A 17,146-nucleotide genomic window follows, 5' to 3' on the forward strand; every position below is an offset into this window, starting at 1 on the left:
ACCCGTAAAATTGAGTGGGCATTGAGGATTCTATGGAAATTGTTTTAGCTAATCCACGCGGTTTCTGCGCTGGTGTTGATCGCGCCATCGCGATTGTGAACCGTGCACTGGAATGCTTTAACCCCCCAATATATGTGCGTCATGAGGTAGTACATAATAAATTTGTGGTGGATGACTTGCGTCAACGCGGTGCGATATTTGTGGATGAACTGGATGAAGTGCCTGATGACAATATCGTGATTTTCAGTGCGCATGGTGTATCTAAAGCGGTGCAACAAGAAGCTGAGCGCCGTGGGCTAAAAGTTTTTGATGCGACGTGCCCTTTGGTGACCAAGGTACATATAGAAGTGACCAAGTACGCACGTGAAGGCGTGGAAGCGATTTTGATTGGTCATGAAGGTCACCCAGAAGTTGAAGGGACAATGGGCCAATATGACACCAAAAATGGTGGTTCGATTTATTTGGTTGAAGATGAACAAGATGTTGCTGATCTAAAAGTGGTGCATCCTGAAAAAGTAGCGTTTGTAACTCAGACAACGCTTTCTATAGATGACACAGCAAAAGTGATTGATGCCCTACGTCAGAAGTTCCCTGAAATTCAGGGGCCGCGTAAAGATGATATTTGTTATGCCACTCAAAACCGCCAAGATGCCGTACGTGATCTGGCTGAGCAATGTGATGTTGTATTGGTTGTGGGTTCACCGAACTCTTCGAATTCGAACCGATTACGTGAATTGGCTGAACGGATGGGTAAGTATGCGTATTTGGTGGACAATGCAGATCAGTTGCAGCAAGAATGGTTTAATGAACACACTAAAATTGGCGTAACTGCTGGAGCATCTGCACCTGAAATTTTAATTAAACAGGTAATTCAGCGCCTACAAGATTGGGGGGCGAAAGCACCGCAAGAGTTAGATGGTCGTGAAGAAAATATTACATTTAGTTTGCCAAAAGAGTTACGTATTCCTGTAACTCAGGCATAAAGTGTTAATGACTTAACATTCTGAATTTTTTTAAGAATTGACAGATAATTGCTTTTTGGCAATTATCTGTTTTTTTATGCCTTTTATCCTTATTTGTGTTTGTTTTGTAATTTAATTGGATATTATTTTTAATAGGGTAAAGTTTGGCGCGCCTTGGGGGGAGTATGCAGAAAAATAAAGGATTTACATTAATTGAATTGATGGTGACGATTGCTGTGATGGCGATTATCGCCATGATGGCTGCGCCTTCATTTATTCAATTAGTTCGAAATTATCAATTAACCACAGATACTCGTGATTTTATTGATCTGTTGGCTGAAACTCGCTCGGAAGCAATTTTTAAGCAGAAACCACAAATTTTAGCCGTAAATACAACGGTTGCTGATGCATATAAAACGTGGGTGCCGTCTCATATGCAAAAAGATAGTGGTGAGACGTCTATAACATTTAAACGCTTAGGTCAGACAGATAATGCAGAGTGCTTTATTTTTTCCCATAAAAATGATTCAACATTAAAGGCTTATGTTTATGTACAAAAGGGTGGAACAGTTGTGTACAACAAATCTTTAACCAGTTGCCCAACCTAAAATTAGGGAAAAATATAATGATAAATTCTCAAAAAGGTGTTGGTTTGATTGAGGTGTTGGTCGCGCTCATACTGCTAAGTATTGCTGTATTGGGTTTTGTTGCATTACAGATTAGAGCGGTTACAGCAACGACTGAAGCCAGTATGAATGTTCAAGCGACTAATATTGCCCGTGATTTGGCAGAAAGAATGCGTATGAATCGGGATGGTCTGCTTGAATATAAAAGTGATGCGAGTGCGGCAACGAAATGTGCTTCAGAATTTTGTACACCTAAAGAAATGGCTCAATACGACTATGCGCAAGTAAGTAAACATGCTACCGATTTAGGTATGAATATGAATGTTTTAAATTGCCAAGGCTCAACATTGGTTCGTAAATGTGTATATGTTGCATGGGGCGGTACTACAGCAACAAATGGCACGGCAGCAACAGACTGTACAAACGGTGCGGCATATATCCCAAATGCACAATGTATCATTATGGAGGTCTATAACTATGGAAGCTAATAGACATACGACTTCTTATCACCCGATCAACGGTAATAGAGTAAATGCTGGTTTTACCTTAATCGAGCTTATGATTGCATTAGCATTGGGTCTAATTATCGTTGCTGCAGGATTGGCTATCTTCTTAAGCAGCTCAAGATCCTTAAATTTACAAAATAGCATGGGCGAATTACAACAAAATGCGAATTTTGGTTTATCTGTAGTTACGCATGATATTCGTCATACAAACCTAAATACATTGTCTTCTCAGCGCGTAAACAATATCACTAATGGTTCAGGTGTCATTTTTACTAAAGAAAATCTTCCAACCACTTTATCTGCTTTTAGTGATTTAGAAAGTAAATACGCAACTGCACAAGATAAAGATGCTGATAATACTTCGGGGAATAGTGACCAATTTACGATGCAGTATGTTCCAGTGGAAGAAACAATTACAGATTGTGAAGGAAATAATATTGACGATGCTTCGTCAAAGATTATTGTACAACGCTATTTTTTGGCTGAAACACCACAACAAGTTGAGGGAGAGCCAACGTCTTATTCTTTATATTGTGATGCAGGTTATTACGAATCGACTAGCACAACGATAGACGGTTTGGGCGTGAATGCACAACAACTTATGCAACGAGTGGATGCATTTAAAATACGTTTAGGTGTTAAGAACCCGGCTGGTAATTTAAGATACATGACCATAAACGATTATAAAAAAGACATGGATGATATTCTAGATGCCGAGCCTTGTGAGGCTGATAAATATGCTACGTCATGTACAAGTACTTATTTAAATGTGGTTTCAATTGATGTTGGCGTGCTATCTCGTTCAACTGGAACAATAGGGGCAGATGCAAGTCTAAATACAAAAAAGACGTTTGATGTGGCGGGGCAAAATGTGACTTTAAAAGGTGATGAAGCATTAAATAAAAAATATCTTCGCCAAGCTGTAAATCAAGTCGTTGCTATTCGTAATACATTGGGGGCATCGTAATGAATCAACAAAAAGGTGCGACATTAATTACAGTATTAATTATTTTGGTCATTATTACTTTAATAGGAACAATTGCGGTGAAGTCAGGAATTTTGGGGCTTAAAATCGCAACAAATAGCCAAGTTAATTCACTACTTATGGGGAATTCTGACTCAGCATTATTTAATATTGAAAACCCAGATCAAATTGCAAGACAAATGGCACTTGATGGAATGTTTGCTTATTTTAACTCTGCTGCAAATGCAAAGGATGAATTGGTTTTTTGCTATAGAGCAAGTGAAAGTAGTTTTTTTAAACTGTCTAAAGCAAGTGCAATCTCAGCAGATGGTTCAACGACTAAACAAGGTGTTAGTGGGTTTTGTAAAGCCAATCAGTTTTCAATGGGGCGTTCAGCCGTTATTTCTCAAATTTATTTAATGAAAAATACAACAACTGAAACACCGTTTAGTAGTGTTCCTAAAGGTACCAGTATTGGTCAAAGTTCAGTTCCATCAAGCACCAATAATATTGGTGCGACAGTAATTTCTATATTACCAAGTTTTTCTGCTGCATCTAAATCTGAAATCGAGGCTTGCTTTAAAAAGAAAAGTTCTGAAGTGGCGGCGTGTTTTGAAAATTTAAATATTCCATACAATATGCAACATTCTGATTATGTCGTTGGCGGTCAGCCGAAATTGGTATCGTAAGGAAAGAGGGTTTAGTGATGAAAAAGTTATATCAAAAAAATATACTTTCGGCTTCGGTATCAATGGTGATGACATTGGTGTTATGTCAAAGTGCCGCAACTCAAGCGAGTGATATTGATATTTATAGCAGCACAACTGGTGGTAAAACTTCTATTTTATTAATGTTGGATACATCGGGCAGTATGGGTATAAGTTCTCTAGTATTGCCCAAAAATAATAGCTATGGTAGTCCAGGTGATGTGGATAGCCCGTTGTGTGCGCAAGTTGATGTAAAAGAATTTAAAAATGATTATAAGGACTCCACGGCGGTCAATTTTAAGGAGTGGGCCTATAATTTAAGGGATACTGCAACTAATAGAACATCAATCCAAAAATCAGTGACAATTGGTACAACTACCATAACTTACTACGTTCGCGGATGTACTAGTGGAGGTGTAACTCAATACGATCGACTATCTCGCCTCAAGGATGCAATTTTACCACTGTTGGCAGAAAGTCCAACAACAGGATTGTCTGATAGTGTAGTTATGGGGCTAGGCCAGTTTTCATCTAGAACAGAGTTGACTATTGGTAATGTACCTACAAAATTAGTCGATGGTCATTCCGGTCGGATTGTTGTGCCAAATGCTCCGTTGACAACAGCGCAGCGTATCAAAATAGCTCAAGCTTTAGCAGCAATTAAATCCATTGATACATCAACAAATGAAGATGGAACTCCAAATAGTAATTTAAAAATATCCAGTCAAACCTATCCAGATATAATTAAGGCAGCCAGCGGTACGCCAACAGCACACGCTTATGCAGAAGCTGCTGCCTATATGATGGGGACAAATACAGGTGTTGCTACAACATCAACAAAAGTTAGCTATATTTATGATGGCTATATGTTGAAGCAAAAAGGCTCGGAACAGGTTTATTTCCTTTGTGCGACTTCTGGGGGAGGGACAACCACAGCATTAGGTGCAACTGTGAAACAGTGTCCAAGTGACTGGCCTGAATGGAATAATAATGATAAGACAGTTCAAGGTACAACTATTTATAAGCCTTATGATGGTACATGTACGAGGGCAAATGCTCCCAACCAGAACTGGTGTACTGTTAACTTTAATAATTTTAGAACCGCAGTTGGTGGAGGAATGTCATCGTTATGGGATGCGTATAAAAAACTTCCTGTTGGTTGGCGTTTTGATGGTTGGGTGAAAGTACCTACAGAACCAATGGATATTGAACCAGTTGTTGGTACTGTTTGGGGGTATCCAGATAGTATCAATGGTTTGGTATCGTATCGTACTAATCCTTTTTCACTAGATGGAACTAGTGATAATAATGTTGGTGGTTTTGCATATTCAGTGCCTGAATCGAAAAATAGCAGTAATTATATTGCTGGCGGTTCAACGAATAGTTGTGATGGGAATGGGATTTATTTCTTAACAGATGGTGCACCAAACTCGACGAAAGATGACATGGCGCGAACAATTTTAAATCGATCATTAACTGATACTTATAAATTTTCGGCAAAGCCATCTGGTACAGGCGTTTTAGTTTCACCGACGTTAAAGTCTGATTTATTTGCTGGTGAAACTGGTGGTTGGGAATATATTGGTGAATATGCCAAAAAAATGCGTAATAGAACTGCAACATCAAATACGCAAAAGAACCCTGCTGATATGAATATTAAAACTGCAGTTGTTGGTTTTGGTGCTTCATTTGCTGGTTTAACTAAGAATGCAGATGGCACATATAATTGTGCAAGTGCGCCAAATGAAGATGCTAAAAATGCCTGCTTATGGGGTAGTTCAGCTTATGGTGATGGTGGATTTTATTATGCTGAAAACTCAGCCGATATTAAAAACAGTATTAAAAAATTCGTTACGAATGTAACACCTGATTTTGAACCCATTGCAACAGGTTCACCTACATTACCTCAAGATGCTTTAAATCCATTAACGATTCAACCTTATGGTTATTATGCGTCTTTTACACCAAAGCCTCAGGCGCAATATCGTTTGTGGATGGGTAATCTTAATAAATACAATGTCTATAATGGTGAACTGTATAATAGTTCCAACACTATTAAATTGATTAAAGACGATGGTTCACTTAACTCAAATGCCAATGGTCTTTGGAGTGGTGGTGTGCTTGGTCAATTGGCTTTAGGTACTGCACTTAATTCTGATAATGAAACTTATGTTCGACGCACTATTTTTACAAATAGGACAATTAGTTCGACGACGCCATATACTGCAACTGAAACAAATTCTTTAAAAGAATTAAATGTAAATGCATTGTTTGGAACAGGTGCGAATGCTTCTTTTGTTAATGATCCGCAAAAAAATTATTGGTTGAATTTATTGGGTTACAACGTTGCTGCTAATGCAACGGGGATTACCTTAGATAGTTTATCTTCTGCTGCTGAACTTCGTCAGTTTGGTACAGTAATGCACTCAACACCAATATTACTTACCCAACGTGGTGCAATTAAAGTTGATGTTGCAACGGGCGCGTTAGATACAACAGATCGTGATGATTATTTACTCTTTGGCAGCTCACAAGGGCTTTTACATGTTGTAGATGTTAAAACAGGTAAAGAAAAATTTGCATTTGCTCCTCATGAGATGATGGAAAGACAGCGAGATGCATTTTTAGCTGAGAATTCGACCACTGGTGGATCTGCTAATTTGTTTTATGGGATTGATGCACCATGGACTGCGTATACTCAATATGTTTCAAAAGAGGATGGTTCATTAACAGTACAAGCATCGGATAAAACAAGTGATGGTAGTACGGACACAGATTTAGCACTCAAAGGCTTACAATGGGTATATGGTGGTCTGCGCATGGGTGGTAACAGTTACTATGCATTGGATCTTACTAATTTAGATACGCCGAGCTTGAAATTCCATATTGATCCAAAATTAACTGACTCAAAAATTTATAAATCTGGCTCAACAGTGTCTGTAGAAGCGCTAGATTACATGGGGCAAAGTTGGTCTAAACCGACGCTGGCTTATGTAAACTTTGGGGGGGAAAAACGTCCAGTGATGTTTGTAGGTGGTGGTTATGATGCAGGTTATGAAGCTGCTGATTACAATCAAACTACAACCAAAGGTGGTGGTGCTGGTGTTTATATGTTTGATGCAGATACTGGTGATTTACTGTGGTGGATAAGTGCAAATGCTACAAAAGCCTTAGGAGCTCAAGCATTCACCGATGCGAGCGACGCAAATATCAATATGAAATACAGTGTTGTGAGTCAGATTAATGCAGTCGATCGTGATAATGATGGTTTAGTGGATAATCTTTATTTTGGGGATTTAGCAGGGCAAGGCTTTCGTGTTGATTTAAATAATCTTGCAACGGGTACAGATGAAAATGCTAAAAAAGCTAACTTTGCTAAACGTGTTGTTCGCTTATTTAGTGAGTATAAAACTGGAGGAACAAGCCCACGTTTCTACGAAATGCCAAGTGTTTCTATTCATGAAAGTAATGATGGTTATATTGCCGCTGTTGCTTTTAGCTCTGGGAATAGAAGTAAGCCTTTAGTAGGTGCTGCAGGTACAAATCAGAATGGTTCAACGGTTAGTGCAGAGGATGGTGTATTTGTTGTTTACGACAAAGATGTTGCTAAACCAGCACTATATGGTGAATTGACACTTGTAACGAATAATATAGCCTTAGAATCGTTAAATGATGTAATGGATGACGGTGTTCCTGTCTCCGATAATGATGGTTGGAAGTATACTTATTCTGACAAGGCAGGTGTGTATAAAGGCATGAATGAACTTTATGCACTGGATAGCATGCTATATGTAAACGTATTCCATCGCGATGTACGGGTATTGGTGGTAATTGTGGTGCTGGTGTTAAAGGTGATTCCTATGTGTATCAGTTCTGCTTACCAACAGGTAAATGTCCGTTTGCAACAACAACCTCTGGTGAGCCGAATAAAGCTAAAATAGGTGCTGGTATTTTAGGTTCTGGCCTTGGATTGGGTCATAACAACAATAAAAATAATACTGGCTTAGTAGTAACTCGTCCGGATAGTGTGGATTGTGATGCTACTGCAAATAAAAACTTACCTGAATGTCAATTGTTTAGTACGACAGCAAATTTAAGACAATTGCGTTGGTATGAAACACGCTAGGAGTAAAGAGATGAACTTTTTTTTCTAGTTTAATACGAACGTATGTTACGGAGCTGGCTGTTTCTTCTTCAGATGCACAGTTAAATTCGCTAGCAAAATTTAAAAAGGTAAAAGGTTTTACATTAATTGAACTGATGGTCGTGGTTGTTGTTGTTGCAATTGTGGCAGCAATTGCGATTCCAAGTTACAGTCAATATATAGAACGTAAAGATCTTGCTGTCGCTCGCCAGGAAGCATTGCGTCTGGCAGGAGAGCTTGAGCGCTTTAAATCTAAAAATTTTAGTTATAAAGGTTTTGATGCAACATACTTATATGGTTATCAAGGTACTGATTCCGATGGAAACTCTACTAGTGAAAGCTATTATGATAAAGCTACAGGGAAATTATCATTGCCTTTAGGGGCGAGTGGCTCAGATGTTAAATATATCATTACCTTAGTTGATGGTGGTACTGACCATAAACCTTTGACAATTGAAAAAAATAGTGAAGGTGCAGAAACAACTGATTCTGAAAGCGTTAAGGGATTGAGTTGGGCTATTTCTGTGGAACGTGCTAAAGACGGCACTGAGCCTAAACAGCCACGTAATTATGATTTGCTTTTAACTAATGCAGGCCTTCGCTGTATGACCAAAGTAAAAAATGTTGTGACAACATTCGTAGACTGTGGTGATGAAGATAATAGTGAGTCATGGTAATGAAGAGTGTGAAAGGATTTACATTAATTGAGCTAATGATTGTTGTGGTTATTATTGCAATTCTTGCAGCAATTGCTTATCCCTCATATCAAAACTATGTACAGAGAACTAAACGTGCTGATGCACAAGCAGAAATGATGCAAATTGCACAAAAAATGCAGAGCTATTATGTCATCAACCATAATTATTCGTCCGCAACAATAGATGGTTCAAATACTACAGTAGATTTCCCAAGCCATGATGCACTGTACTCTATAGATTTAGATGCTGGGGATCAAACTTGGACACTCACAGCGGCTCCTAAAAATACTAGCGCTATGAAAAATACTGGTAACTTAACCTTAGATAGCACCGGCAAACAATGCTGGGAAAAAACTTCGGGTGCATGTGAACCATGGGACGGCAAATAACCCCCAAATTCAAAATTGTGGATAAACACTTTTTGATCTTTCATTCAGGGCAAATTTCACGTAAAATATTGCCCTCTATGAAAGGGGTTTGAAATGTATCGATGGTCGGTACAGGGATAATCCGTAAAAACTATAAGGTTCTATCATGGTTGTTATTCGTCTTGCACGCGGTGGTGCTAAAAAACGTCCGTTCTATCAAATCATTGTGACTGATAGCCGTAATGCACGTGACGGTCGTTTCATCGAACGTATCGGTTTCTTCAACCCTACAGCTCAAGGTAAAGCAGAAAAACTTCGTTTAGATGCTGACCGTTTTGCTCACTGGGTTTCACAAGGTGCTCAACCTTCAGAACGTGTTGCTTCTTTAGCTGCTGAAGCTAAGAAAGCTGCAGCTACTGCTTAATTAGTAGTAGGTTACCCATGACACCAACACAGAATGTTCCCGAAGATCGTATTCAGATTGGACAGCTACGTTCAGCATATGGATTAAATGGGTGGCTCTGGGTCTATTCCAATACAGAACCTATGAGCAATATTTTTGACTACCTCCCTTGGTACATTGAGACCAAAGCAGGTTGGCAAACAGTAGATGTAAAACGTTGGAAACCACATGGCAAAGGCTTGGTTGTTTCGCTAAAAGGTGTGAGTGATCGTACCGCGGCAGATAACTTGGTTGGCGCAAATATCTGGATTTCTAAATCGCAACTGCCTCAAGCAGGCGTGGACGAGTATTACTGGTCAGATTTGAAGGGCTTAACAGTGTTAGGTCTTGGAGAAGATGAACAAGAAGTCAACCTCGGTCAAATCCACGAATTGTTTGAAACAGGTGCTAACGACGTGATGGTAGTTCGCGCTACTGCTGACAGTGTCGATAGCGAAGAGCGAATGATTCCATGGCATAAAGATGTAGTACAGCGTGTTGATCTCGAAGCTGGTCGTATCTACGTAAATTGGGGCGTAGATTATTAATCCTTTAAGGATTGACGCAGCAGGAAAATAGAGGAGTCTGCGATGTTTTTTGCAGTCATTACGCTTTTTCCTGAAATGTTTGAAGCGATTACAGCCTACGGTATTAGCGGGCGCGCAGCAAAACGTGACATTGTGCAAGTTCATTGTATCAATCCACGCGACTTTGCTGAGGGCAACTACAAAAGAGTGGATGAACGTCCATTTGGTGGTGGTCCAGGTATGGTGATGATGGCTGAGCCATTAGCGAAAGCAATTCATCGTGCCAAAGAGCTTGCCAAGCAAGCGGGTGCTGTTCATGTACCTGTGGTGTATATGTCACCGCAAGGTAAGACCTTAAATGAACCTGCAGTACAAGATTTCGTCAAATATGATGGATTAATTGTATTGTGTGGTCGTTATGAAGGAGTTGATGAGCGTTTGATCCAACAATATGTTGATCAGGAATGGTCAATAGGCGATTACGTTTTATCTGGTGGTGAACTCCCTGCGATGGTTTTATTGGATAGTGTGATTCGGAGACTTCCGGGTGCAATGTCTGATGAGCAATCACATGTGCAAGACTCATTTGTGGATGGTCTTTTAGATTGCCCACAATATACCAAGCCAGACCATTTTGAAGGTTTAGATGTTCCTGAAGTATTAAAATCAGGACATCATGCCAATATTGAGAAGTGGCGGTTTTTGCAGCGATATCAACGCACTTTAGAGCGCCGACCTGAGTTGGTTGAAAAAGTTGAATTGACCAAGCAGCAAAAGAAATGGCTAAAAGATTCCCAGGTTTAAATTTTTTAAATCTTATATTAGGCTCTTTATGCATTGAAGCGGTCAAGCATAAAGGGAAAGTCAATCGGGTCTATGCGCTTTAGCCTCTAGCCCCAGCGATGATTAGACCTCTTCTAACTCGCATAATCGGAGATACCCCATGAGCGGTAAACATCCTTTAGTACAAGCTGTTGAAAATGCACAGTTGAAACAAGACATCCCTGCTTTTGCTCCTGGTGACACAGTAGTTGTTCAAGTAAAAGTAAAAGAAGGTGAGCGTGAGCGTCTTCAGGCATTTGAAGGTGTTGTAATTGCTAAGAAAAACCGTGGTTTGAACTCTGCGTTCACAGTACGTAAAATTTCTAGCGGTTTCGGTGTTGAGCGTGTATTCCAAACTCACTCACCAATCGTTGCTGGTATCGAAGTGAAACGTCGTGGTGACGTTCGTCGTGCTAAACTTTACTACCTACGTGAATTGTCTGGTAAAGCTGCACGTATTCGTGAAAAATTACCAGCTCGTAAAGCAAAATAATTTGTTTTACAACGCTGTAAAAAAATGCGCCTTTAGGCGCATTTTTTTATGCAAGAAAGAAAATTATAACCCTTGAAGTTTCAAACGATTGGCATGTTGACGGTAGACTGAAACAGGGTCTGGTGCAAATAAGCCTTTCAAGCCTAATACTTGATTGACTTCATCGAAATGGTTCCACTTATAATTATCACGGATGGTTTTACCCAATTTACTGCTGCATTGGCTCACTAAGCCGTCGTTCGGTTGTCCGCTAAATGCTATTGGCCCCATTGCAGTAAAGATCGTATCTGGATCAAGTAAGTTGGTGGTGTTAGATATACCTGTCCATGAATAGAAGCTAATGCCATTGGCTACATTTGGGCCATCAGCACATTTGGTTGTAGGCATACCGAGCGGGAATTTTGCATTAAAAGCTTTCACACCTGGTTGAGACATACTGTAGATCGAAGCTTTAAAATTTGAAGGCAGATTCGACTGCTGGGCGAAGTTAATCACTGGGGTCATTAAGGCATCCATAACTGTCGCTAATACGCCATTTAAAATCGGCACACTCTGTACTAAATCCGCCACAGGTGAACCGTCATTGGTGCCTGCAACTGTACTGACAGAGGCAACCAAATCAGGTCGTACACCAGCAATATATCGAGCCGTAGGACCACCATGTGAATGACCAATTAAATTCACTTTGTGTTTGCCTGTAATTGCAACCACTTGTTCAACTTGGTCTAACAGTTGTTCACCGCGAACTTCAATGGATTCCAATGGGGAGATTTGAGTAGCAAAGGCCGTTGCCTTATGGCTTGCCAAATCGGGGAGAACTTGATACCAATAATCTAGACCAAAAACGGCACCGCCTAAGCGGTTAAAACCAAACATCCCGTGTACAAACACTAGGGGGTATTGGGTTTCAGCATAATTGTCGATGACTTTTTTAGTGGTCGCTTGCTGTATACCCAATTCAGCATGCGTTTGGGTCACTGCCATACTTGCAAGGAGCGTGGCGCAGAGCAATTTTCCTTTCATTTTTCATTCCTTTCTTTTTGTTTTGGTATTCAAACTGTGATTTAGTTCAGTTTGGAAATAGACAAAATTGCCTATCTGACAATTTTTATTGTCATTAAGGATTATAAAAAAAGGAAAGCAAAATGTGAGAACTAATCGACAGAATGAAAGATATTTTGTAAATAGATTAATGAAAATATCATTAAACCCTGAATTTACAGGGTTTAATGTATAGCTTTACTAAATTATAAACCTTGAAGTTTTAAACGATTGGCATGTTGACGATAAACATCGACAGGATCTGGTGCGAACAACGCTTTGAGACCAAGCACTTGGTTGACTTCATCTAAATGGTTCCAGTTGTAGTTATCACGAATGGTTTTACCAAACTTGGCACTACAGCGTGATACGAGGCCATCATTGTCTTTTCCGCCATCGATCAGTAATGCGGTCACTTTTAGGGCTGAGTCTAAATCTAAAATATTGGTGATTTGGCCAACGCCTGTAAATGAATAGTTGTAAATGCCTTTTTCCACGCTATTGCCATCAGCACAATTGGATTTAGGTAAGCCCAGAGGGAATGCGGCGTTATACTTTGCAGAACCCGCTAGCGTTAAACTTGAACCACCTGCCAATGCGTCATGAGGATAAGTCTTTGGATCTAGACCTTGCGCCCAAACGATGGCTTTAGAGACAAAATTCACAGCTCCAACCAAGGGTGCTTCGACAGCGGTGCCTTCAGCTTTTAAAATTAAGTCTGCAACAGGGGATCCTTGATGAGGTCCTGCAACACTGGTTAATGAAGCAACTACATCTGGGCGAACACCGGCAACATAACGAATCGTTGGTCCACCATGACTATGTCCAATTAAATTCACTTTATCCGCACCTGTGAGTGCTTGGATTTCAAGAACTTGTTGTAGAAGCTGTTCGCCACGCACTTCGGTAGAGTTAAAAGGCGATACGCGAGTTGCCCAAACATTTGCACCATTTCGGGCAAGATCAGGAAGGATTTGATACCAATAGTCGAGTCCAAATGAGTCCGTACCAACGGTAATAAAACCACCCATACCATGGTTGAATACGATTGGATATTTGGTCTTTGCATAGCTGGAACTAGCTTTGGCAGTGACTTGGGTTGTTTGCGATGCAGATACATTACTGATGAACGTAGCTGCAATTAAACCTGCTAAAAATGATCCGTATTTCATGAGCGATCCTCAATGTATTATTGTTTTATGACAATATTTATTGTCACTTCTAATAAAGCAATAAAGATCACCTGTTGCAAATTGAAAGAGATTAACTGTGACGCTAAATGTAACAAAATAAAAGATCATGAATTTTCAGATTGATAAAAGCAAATAAGAGGGCCGAAGCCCCCTTATTGCATTTAAATTTCAACGATAAGAATTAAAGTCCTTGCAGTTTTAAACGGTTTGCATGTTGACGGTACAGCGCCACAGGATCTTGTGCAAATAGCCCTGTTAAGCCAAACATCATATTGGCTAAATCGGTATGGTTAAGTTTGTAGCTATCGTTAATGACTTTACCGATATAAGCACTACAACGTGCAACCATACCGTCATTGTCTTTATTGCCATAAGACAATGGCCCGAGTTGCATTAGGATCGTGTCGATATCAAGTAGATTCGTGGTTTGCGCAACACCAGTCCATGAATAGTACTGAATGCCTTTGCTGTCGACTTGCTTTAAGTTTTTGCTGCAATTTTCTGAAGATGCCAAAACACCGTCAGCTACAGCAGATTTTGCAACCGTACTGTTAAATGTAGCAGAACCTTTCTGTGATAATGATTTCATAGAAGCATCGAAATCAATTTCAAGCTCTGGTTTTGCCTGACCCAAAGCAATCAGTGGGCCGACAATATAGTCACCTAAAATATTAAAGGCAGTGCGAGAAAGTGAGTTGCCTTGAATATCATCCGCTACTTTAGAGCCGTGATAGGTTCCTGCAACACCTGTAATAGACGCAATGTACTGTGGTTTTGTTTGAGCAACATACAATACAGTTGGACCACCATGAGAGTGACCGATTAAGTTAAGTTTTGGCTTCCCTGTAATAGCCAAAACATCTTCAACTTGTGCAATTAACTGCTCACCACGATGTGCTGTGGTATTTGCAGGAGATAATTGCGCTGCGAATACGGTTGAGCCATTTCGTGCCATATCTGGCAAGATTTGGTACTAATAATCTAGTCCGATGGTGTCAGTGCCGATACGTGACCAACCGAGCCAACCATGCACCATTAAAATTGGATATTTGGTTTTTGCGTAGTCAGAATTTGCCGTTTCCTTCACCTGGAGGACGCTAGGCGCAGCTTGAGTGCTTGCCGATATACTCATCGCTAAGCCTGCAACTGTAGCTACAGAGGCCATCTTGGCCGTGTTTACTAAAGATCGCATAAATGTTCCTTGATCTGATGTTGTTTTTATTACTTTTTAATAATGAAAATACTCTCTGTTTTTAAGCAACATCTTTGTGATTGGCTAGGCCATATCTTTGATTTTAGAGAGTTTGAATAGACAAAGATGCCTTGTCATTTTTTCATGCTCGGTTTGAAATTCCATGTCATTTTAGGACAGGGACGGCGTTGAGGTGACAAGTATATTTATATACATTCGTTTTTTATTTTTATCGTTTATTTTAGTTGTTATGATTTAAGAACTTATTGAATTAAATTGTTTAATGCGTACAAATAAAAAAATTGTAAACAAAAAAGGACGTCCAAAGACGTCCTGTTCAGTGCTGAAAGGGAACTAACTTTTGAGTTAAAGTCCCTGTAATTTTAAACGATTGGCATGTTGGCGGTAGAGCGCAACTGGGTCAGGTGAAAATAGGCTGCGTAGGCCAAAGATCATATTCACTTCATCTAAGTGGTTGTGATTGTAGTCGTCGCGGATTACTTGTCCGATGTGGGTGCTACAGCGTCCAACCAAACCGTCATTGTCACGATTTCCATAGGCCAAAGGGGCAAGCTGACTAATCACTGTATCTAGTACATCTAATAGATTCGTGGTTTGCGCTGTACCTGTCCATGAGTAGTAATACACGCCATTGTCGACTTTGGCACCCGACTGATTGCAGTTCGCAGCCAGTGCTGCGGTTGGAAATTTTGCATTAAATTCAGCAGAACCTTTTTCACTGATCGCGGTAAGTGATGCATCAACACTGTTGGGTAGACTCGAGTTGCCTTCAGCCCAAGTAATAATCGGTGCTAAGAGTTGATCGCCAAGGACCTCAAAGACTGAATTAATGGTTTTATTCGCTTGGATTTTATCTGCGACTAGAGAGCCACGATAAGTGCCTGCAACCCCAGTCACCGAAGCTACATATTCAGGTTTGATCGCTGCAATATAGCGAGTTGTCGGTCCACCATGTGAATGACCAATGAGATTCACTTTGGGTTGGCCGGTCAGAGCAAGGACTTCTTCGACTTGAGAGAGTAATTGCTCACCACGGACTTCAGTGGACTCTAGCGGAGAAACTTGGGCAGCAAAGGTATTGGCCCCATTACGAGCTAAATCTGGCAAAATTTGATAAAAATAATCCATGCCAAAGCTGTCAAAACCAATGCGAGTAAACCCGAACATACCATGGGTAAACACAATCGGATATTTGGTCTTGGCATAGTTTGCCGAGCTGTTGGCGGTGACATGTTGGAGTCCTGCTGCAGCTTGGGATTGTGTGCTGGCGATCGCTGCTGATACAGCCATAATTGCGCATAAAAGAGCTTGTGGTTTTTTCATCATTTCATCCTGAAATTGAGGTTGTTTTTAAATTGTTGTTTGCAGTTATTCTGCGAAAGGTAATTTTCCACCTTGATCATGTACAGATTCAAAGGTACTGACGCGGAGCTGATCTTCCTTCGATTTAAAATGTTGATTACGGAGTTGCTGCACCGCTTGTTGTTTAGCACTGTCACTCATATTGCTTTTCACAATGCTGTCACGCTCTGTGAGGTATTGATTTACGCTAGATTTCCAAGAGCTGCGCTGGCTGTCTAAATTTTCAAGGCGCTGAGTAGCTTCTGGACCCACTAAATTTAACCGCATTTGATGAATTTCTTCGCTTGAACCACCACGGGCTTTAATGTCTGCTGTGAGCTTGCGTAAATCTTCAAGTTTATTGATTTGTCCCAGATTTTCTTTCCAATCTTCTGGGAGTTCATCAAACAGGGCTTTTAGTTTTTTGGCTTTTTCTGATTCAGACAGTTTTTTGTCATTTACTACTTCCATGCGATTTAGCGTGTATTCGTGATAAGTATTTTCCTTGCCAAATAAACCTTCAATTTCATAATCAGAAAAGAACTGTTTTCTTAAATTCTGGGTGCTGCTGTAGATCGAGCGATAGTATTGTGGTGATTCTTTGTCGTCGCTTGGTGGCTGTAAATGACCTAACTGTTCACGATATTTCATATAACGATCCCACAAATCATAAATTTGGGACAGCGCAGGTTCTTTATGACCTTGTGCAATGTAGGCTTTAAAATCCTTTTTAATTTGATCTATCGACTTTTCACCATACTGAGTAATGAAATATTCAAAGCAATTCCGTGTTTGTTCATTCACGATCAAACGGTTTGAACCATCCATACTGATTTGACAGTTAACTTCCGTGTCTTGTTGACTTGGACTGAGCAGCGAAGAACCGCTTGTTGCTTGAGCCGTAGCGCTTTCGCCCTGAGCTAAAGGCCTATTTTGTTGTTGAATCGATTGATCTGAAGGATCATTTTGTGATGCTTTTGGCGCAAGCCAATATATGAATGCAGCAACTGCGATAACGACCAAGGCAATGATGAGCCAAAGTTTATTTTTTTGCATATCCCAATGCACCTTTATTCCGTTTTTAATTGTTTTAGAGTTC

The 17,146-nt window shown here is 40.1% G+C and carries 15 protein-coding genes and 2 pseudogenes; 12 read left to right on the forward strand and 5 right to left on the reverse strand.

Annotated features, from left to right (window positions below; genetic code table 11):
* Window positions 1-32: 32 nt before the first annotated feature.
* The 12 genes and pseudogenes from ispH to rplS all read left to right on the forward strand — a co-directional run bounded on the left by ispH (window position 33) and on the right by rplS (window position 11,259).
* The gene (gene ispH / locus AVJ20_RS03545; RefSeq protein ID WP_111884160.1) at window positions 33-983 is read left to right on the forward strand and encodes a 4-hydroxy-3-methylbut-2-enyl diphosphate reductase; all 951 of its coding nucleotides are present in this window, start codon (window positions 33-35) and stop codon (window positions 981-983) included.
* Window positions 984-1,147: 164 nt separating this feature from the next.
* The gene (locus AVJ20_RS03550; protein WP_111884161.1) at window positions 1,148-1,570 is read left to right on the forward strand and encodes a pilus assembly FimT family protein; all 423 of its coding nucleotides are present in this window, start codon (window positions 1,148-1,150) and stop codon (window positions 1,568-1,570) included.
* Window positions 1,571-1,587: 17 nt separating this feature from the next.
* Entirely contained in the window at window positions 1,588-2,076 is a 489-nt protein-coding gene (pilV, locus tag AVJ20_RS03555; RefSeq protein ID WP_111884162.1) for a type IV pilus modification protein PilV, read from the forward strand.
* A 25-nt stretch (window positions 2,077-2,101) separates the two neighbouring features.
* Window positions 2,102-3,061, forward strand: coding sequence for a PilW family protein (locus AVJ20_RS03560; protein ID WP_416240533.1), 960 nt, complete (start codon window positions 2,102-2,104; stop codon window positions 3,059-3,061).
* Complete coding sequence (locus AVJ20_RS03565) at window positions 3,061-3,747, forward strand: pilus assembly protein PilX (protein WP_111884164.1); 687 nt, start codon at window positions 3,061-3,063, stop codon at window positions 3,745-3,747. Before AVJ20_RS03560 ends, AVJ20_RS03565 begins: the two co-directional genes overlap by 1 nt.
* Before the next feature lie 62 nt (window positions 3,748-3,809).
* Window positions 3,810-7,891 (forward strand): annotated as a pseudogene (locus tag AVJ20_RS03570) (pilus assembly protein PilC).
* Between the two features lie 134 nt (window positions 7,892-8,025).
* A complete protein-coding gene (locus AVJ20_RS18875) occupies window positions 8,026-8,586 on the forward strand; it encodes a pili assembly chaperone (RefSeq protein ID WP_111884165.1) in 561 nt (186 codons plus the stop codon).
* Window positions 8,586-8,996: a type IV pilin protein gene (locus AVJ20_RS03580; RefSeq protein WP_111884166.1), complete on the forward strand. Its 411-nt coding sequence runs from the start codon at window positions 8,586-8,588 to the stop codon at window positions 8,994-8,996. Before AVJ20_RS18875 ends, AVJ20_RS03580 begins: the two co-directional genes overlap by 1 nt.
* Window positions 8,997-9,141: 145 nt before the next feature.
* Window positions 9,142-9,399, forward strand: a complete 258-nt coding sequence (gene rpsP, locus AVJ20_RS03585; protein WP_078189354.1) for a 30S ribosomal protein S16 — start codon at window positions 9,142-9,144, stop codon at window positions 9,397-9,399.
* 17 nt (window positions 9,400-9,416) lie between these two features.
* A complete protein-coding gene (gene rimM / locus AVJ20_RS03590; protein WP_078189353.1) occupies window positions 9,417-9,965 on the forward strand; it encodes a ribosome maturation factor RimM in 549 nt (182 codons plus the stop codon).
* Between the two features lie 42 nt (window positions 9,966-10,007).
* Complete coding sequence (gene trmD, locus AVJ20_RS03595) at window positions 10,008-10,748, forward strand: tRNA (guanosine(37)-N1)-methyltransferase TrmD (protein WP_111884167.1); 741 nt, start codon at window positions 10,008-10,010, stop codon at window positions 10,746-10,748.
* A 139-nt stretch (window positions 10,749-10,887) separates the two neighbouring features.
* Complete coding sequence (gene rplS / locus AVJ20_RS03600) at window positions 10,888-11,259, forward strand: 50S ribosomal protein L19 (protein ID WP_078189351.1); 372 nt, start codon at window positions 10,888-10,890, stop codon at window positions 11,257-11,259.
* Between the two features lie 63 nt (window positions 11,260-11,322).
* Here rplS and AVJ20_RS03605 read toward each other — a convergent pair whose 3' ends face one another.
* From AVJ20_RS03605 to AVJ20_RS03625, 5 genes and pseudogenes are all read right to left on the reverse strand, one after another.
* Entirely contained in the window at window positions 11,323-12,282 is a 960-nt protein-coding gene (locus AVJ20_RS03605) for an esterase/lipase family protein (protein ID WP_111884168.1), read from the reverse strand.
* 224 nt (window positions 12,283-12,506) lie between these two features.
* Window positions 12,507-13,472, reverse strand: coding sequence for an esterase/lipase family protein (locus AVJ20_RS03610; protein ID WP_111884169.1), 966 nt, complete (start codon window positions 13,470-13,472; stop codon window positions 12,507-12,509).
* A 202-nt stretch (window positions 13,473-13,674) separates the two neighbouring features.
* Window positions 13,675-14,685 (reverse strand): annotated as a pseudogene (locus AVJ20_RS03615) (esterase/lipase family protein).
* Window positions 14,686-15,051: 366 nt separating this feature from the next.
* Window positions 15,052-15,996, reverse strand: coding sequence for a lipase family alpha/beta hydrolase (locus AVJ20_RS03620; protein WP_228157148.1), 945 nt, complete (start codon window positions 15,994-15,996; stop codon window positions 15,052-15,054).
* Between the two features lie 78 nt (window positions 15,997-16,074).
* Entirely contained in the window at window positions 16,075-17,103 is a 1,029-nt protein-coding gene (locus AVJ20_RS03625; protein ID WP_111884171.1) for a lipase secretion chaperone, read from the reverse strand.
* Window positions 17,104-17,146: the final 43 nt, after the last annotated feature.

This window comes from Acinetobacter sp. CFCC 11171 (genome assembly GCF_003268405.1).
In the GTDB taxonomy this organism is placed as follows: Bacteria; Pseudomonadota; Gammaproteobacteria; order Pseudomonadales; family Moraxellaceae; genus Acinetobacter; species Acinetobacter amyesii.